This window comes from Polynucleobacter sp. 35-46-11 (assembly GCF_002281105.1).
Genome location: NZ_NCFJ01000184.1, coordinates 1 through 4,451 on the forward strand (window position 1 = coordinate 1; position 4,451 = coordinate 4,451).

4 protein-coding genes are annotated in these 4,451 nt (G+C 47.6%); all 4 read left to right on the forward strand.

The window, feature by feature from the left end; translation table 11 throughout:
* Positions 1 to 57: 57 nt before the first annotated feature.
* Complete coding sequence (locus B7Y67_RS11330) at positions 58 to 606, forward strand: YaeQ family protein (RefSeq protein ID WP_293598733.1); 549 nt, start codon at positions 58 to 60, stop codon at positions 604 to 606.
* Positions 607 to 713: 107 nt separating this feature from the next.
* Positions 714 to 3,086 (forward strand): phosphoketolase, encoded by a 2,373-nt coding sequence (locus B7Y67_RS11335; protein WP_293598734.1) that lies wholly within the window; start codon positions 714 to 716, stop codon positions 3,084 to 3,086.
* The gene (locus B7Y67_RS11340; RefSeq protein WP_293598735.1) at positions 3,074 to 4,171 is read left to right on the forward strand and encodes an acetate kinase; all 1,098 of its coding nucleotides are present in this window, start codon (positions 3,074 to 3,076) and stop codon (positions 4,169 to 4,171) included. The genes B7Y67_RS11335 and B7Y67_RS11340 overlap by 13 nt, the downstream gene beginning before the upstream one ends.
* A partial coding sequence (locus tag B7Y67_RS11345) for a class I SAM-dependent methyltransferase (RefSeq protein WP_293598736.1) occupies positions 4,164 to 4,451 on the forward strand: 288 nt, incomplete at its 3' end. The genes B7Y67_RS11340 and B7Y67_RS11345, both read left to right, overlap by 8 nt.

A 4,451-nucleotide genomic window follows, 5' to 3' on the forward strand; every position in this document is an offset into this window, starting at 1 on the left:
CGGGCATGCTTATGCGTATAATGCATTAAGCAAATTTACAGACTTAATTTCAAACGCATGGCTATCAAATCCACTATCTACAAAATCGACCTGCAAATCGCGGACATGGATCGGCATTATTACGCCAATCATAATTTAACTTTGGCACGCCACCCGTCAGAAACAGACGAGCGCCTCATGGTACGCCTGATTGCCTTCATGCTTTACGCGAATGAAAGTTTAACTTTTGGCAAAGGCTTGAGCGATGATGAAGAGCCGGATTTATGGCAAAAAGATTTAACTGGCGCGATTCAATTATGGATAGACGTAGGCTTGCCGGATGAACGTGAAGTGCGCAAAGCCTGCGGACGTTCAGCGCAAGTCGTGGTGGTGCTTTATGGTGGCCGCGTGGCAGACATGTGGTGGGACAACAATAGTAAGGCACTGCTGAAACTGCACAATCTCACCGTAATTAATTTAGCTGATACGCAAGAAATTGCAGATATTGCTGCGCGCGGCATGGAAATTAGCGGCACTATTCAAGATGGTCAGATTTTATTAGGCCACGCTAGCGGCAGCGTGGATATCAGCCCAGTTTTTCTCAAACAACCAAGCAACTATAGCTAGCACCTAAACACCATGTAATATGACTTTAATCAACTGATGCTAGTGTCGCTGCGTGTAAAGTAAACCTAACTGTTTATAACACTGAAGTAAATCCGGAGATTGTCATCATGAATGCAGAAGTGAGCAAACTGTCGCCGTCAGCGCTCGAAAATATCAACGCCTATTGGCGCGCCTGTTGCTATCTTGCTGCGGGAATGATTTACCTGCGCGACAATCCATTACTAAAACAGCCGTTGAGCGAAGCGCATATTAAAAAACGTTTGCTTGGACACTGGGGCGCTAGCCCTGGCTTGGCTTTTACTTATGTGCACCTGAATCGCCTTATCAACAAATATGATCTGAATGCGATCTTTCTAGCTGGCCCCGGCCACGGTGCACCCGGCATGCTGGCACCCATTTATCTTGAAGGCACTTACAGCGAAGTTTACCCAAACAAAGGTGAAGACGAAGCGGGTATGCGCAACTTTTTTAAAGAGTTTTCATTCCCCGGCGGCATTGGCAGCCACTGCACACCAGAGATGCCAGGCTCTATCCATGAAGGCGGTGAATTAGGTTACAGCGTCTCACATGCATTTGGTGCCGCTTATGATAACCCTGACTTATTGGTGACGGTGATGGTGGGCGATGGTGAATCTGAAACCGGCCCCTTGGCAACCTCGTGGCATTCCAACAAGTTTTTAAACCCAATCCGCGATGGTGCAGTGTTGCCGGTGCTGCATCTCAACGGTTACAAAATCAATAACCCAACACTGCTGTCGCGCATCGCGCATCAAGAGCTGGAGCAGCTGTTCCAAGGCTACGGCTGGACACCACACTTTGTAGAGGGTGACGACCCGATGCAGATGCATGCCAAAATGGCGGAAACCATGGAGCGATGCGTGTTGGAAATTCGCCGCTTGCAGCAAGAGGCGCGCACTAGCGGCAAGCCTATGCGCCCGCGCTGGCCGATGATTATTTTACGCTCGCCCAAAGGCTGGACCGGCCCTAAACAAGTAGATGGCCGCAAAGTAGAAGGCTTTTGGCGTGCGCATCAAGTGCCGCTGGGCAATGTCATTGGCAACCCACAACATCTGGCGCAACTAGAAGCATGGTTGCGTAGTTATCAACCTGAAGAGTTGTTTGATGACACTGGAAAGTTACGTGCAGATTTAAAAGCGCTGGCACCGCAGGGCACACGTCGTATGAGCGCCAATCCCATTGCAAATGGTGGGTTAATTCGCAAAGAACTACGCATACCGGATTATCGTAATTACGCTGCTAAATTGCCTTCTCCCGGCAAAATTAGTGCCGGCAACACACATGCCTTGGGTGAGTTTTTACGCGACATCATGCAAAACAATATGCATAACTTCCGTGTGTTTGGCCCAGATGAGAACACGTCCAACAAGCTAGATAGCGTGTATGAAGTAAGCAAAAAAACCTGGCTGGCTGATTATTTGCCAGAAGATGCAGACGGCGGTGAATTGTCGCCCGATGGTCGCGTGATGGAAATGCTGTCCGAACACACTTTGGAAGGCTGGCTAGAAGGCTACCTGCTCACCGGGCGACATGGATTTTTCTCCACTTATGAAGCTTTTGTGCATGTGATTGACTCTATGTTCAACCAGCACGCCAAATGGTTAGCCATGAGCAAAGCTGTGCCATGGCGCGCACCGATTTCATCGCTTAATCTGCTGATTACCTCCACTGTGTGGCGGCAGGATCACAACGGCTTTACTCACCAAGACCCAGGTTTTTTGGATGTGGTGGTGAATAAAAGCCCGGAAGTCACGCGTATCTATCTGCCACCCGATGTAAACTGCTTATTGTCTATTGCCGACCATTGCCTGAAAAGCACCGACTACATCAATGTGATTGTGGCGGATAAACAAAAACATTTGCAATATTTGGACATGGATGCCGCGGTTAAACACTGCACTAAAGGTTTGGGTATTTGGGAGTGGGCGAGCAACGACGGTAACGCTGAGCCTGACGTGGTGATGGCCTGCGCTGGTGACATTCCCACCAAAGAAGCGCTGGCGGCAACGGTATTACTGCGCGAACATTTTCCGCTACTGAAAGTACGCTTTATCAACGTGGTGGATTTGTATAAATTAACGCCATCTTGTGTGCATCCGCATGGCTTGTCTGACGATGATTTTGATAGTTTATTTACCCTAGATAAACCAGTCATTTTTAATTTCCACGGTTATCCATGGTTAATTCACCGCATGACTTACAGGCGCAAAAACCACGGCAATCTGCACGTGCGTGGCTACAAAGAAAAAGGCAGCATCAACACGCCGCTGGAATTAGCCATTCAAAACGAAATTGACCGCTACAGCTTGGTAATGAGCGTCATTGACCATATTCCTGCCTTGCATGTGGCGGGTGCGCATGTAAAAGAACAAATGCGTAACAAGCAGATTGAATGCTGCCAATATGCCTATGAACATGGCGTGGATTTACCCGAAGCTGGCGATTGGACATGGCCATATTGAGCGTCCTCACTATCAATTGCGGCTCATCGAGCCTGAAAGCCAGCTTGTTCCTGAATAATGGCCAGAGGCGAAACTTTCATTACCCGCACCTTAGTGATGACAAATCGCACAGTTTGCAAAATGCATTTAACAAACTGCGGAGCGATTTATGTGCTGATAAACCTTCGCTAGTCGCCCACCGTTTTGTGCATGGCGGTGAGGTTGCTGATGCGGCAAGATTAATCGATGATAGCGAACACCTTAGACTCAACAACCTAACGCATCTGGCACCGCTACATCTACCGAGTAATTTGCTTGGCGTGGAGATATGCCGCAAGCTGTTTGATGTGCCACAGATTGCATGTTTTGATACAGCTTTTCATGCAACCATGCCGGCAATTGCTAGGCGCCTACCCATTGCCAAAGAACTGGGTATGCATAAATTTGGTTTTCATGGTCTCAACTATGCTTACATCGCTAAAACACTACCGGGTATTATTGGTGAAACTGCCTACAAGAAAGTCATCGTAGCGCACTTGGGCAGCGGTGCCAGTTTATGTCTGATGGAAAATCTTAAATCTATCGATACCACTATGGGCTACACCCCGGCTGGCGGTATTGTAATGGGCACACGCAGTGGTGACCTAGACCCAGGCATAATGCTGGCACTGGCAAAACGTTACAACCCTGAACAATTAGCTGACATGGTATTTCACCAAATGGGACTACTGGCACTGTCTGAAGGTGAAAGCGGTGATATGCAGGATTTACTAGCAAGCCAATCTACAGCTGCAAAATTTGCGGTTGAGTATTTCTGCCAGCAAGTACGCGGCGCTATCGGTGCATTAGCGGCTAAAGCAGGTGGAGTAGATGCACTAGTATTCACCGCTGGCATCGGAGAGCACTCGGCTGAAATCCGCGAAAAAATCTGCGCACCGTTAGCGTTTTTAGGGGTTTCGATTGATGCGGGTTTAAATAACAGCCATGCAACCCATATTGCCAAAACTGGCAATAAACCCGTTTTGGTCATTGCCGCCGATGAAGAAGTGATGATGCGGGACTTATGTACAAAGTTTTTCAATGGCAAGGCTGACTATAATGACTAAGCCCATAGTTGACGTCGATAATCCAAAATTCAAACCATCTATTGATTCGATATCTTCCCACTCAAGAATTGCTAATTTCTATAAGTTTAGACCGCCATATATTGAGGATTTTTTTGTAGATGCTTCGCGTAAATTAGCACTTTCAAAAAACTCAGTAGTACTGGATCTTTGTTGTGGCAGGGGAGAACTTGCCAGTAGATTTGCCACATTTGCAAAAGAAGTTGTTGCTGTTGATGGCTCTAGGGAAATGTTAGCGCATAAAATCACCAATGCTAACGTG

Bases quoted from the DNA above. Each gene is read 5' to 3' on its own strand.
- B7Y67_RS11340 (WP_293598735.1), top strand. From the start codon at position 3,074: ATGGCCATATTGAGCGTCCTCACTATCAATTGCGGCTCATCGAGCCTG.
- B7Y67_RS11330 (WP_293598733.1), top strand. From the start codon at position 58: ATGGCTATCAAATCCACTATCTACAAAATCGACCTGCAAATCGCGGAC.
- B7Y67_RS11335 (WP_293598734.1), top strand. From the start codon at position 714: ATGAATGCAGAAGTGAGCAAACTGTCGCCGTCAGCGCTCGAAAATATC.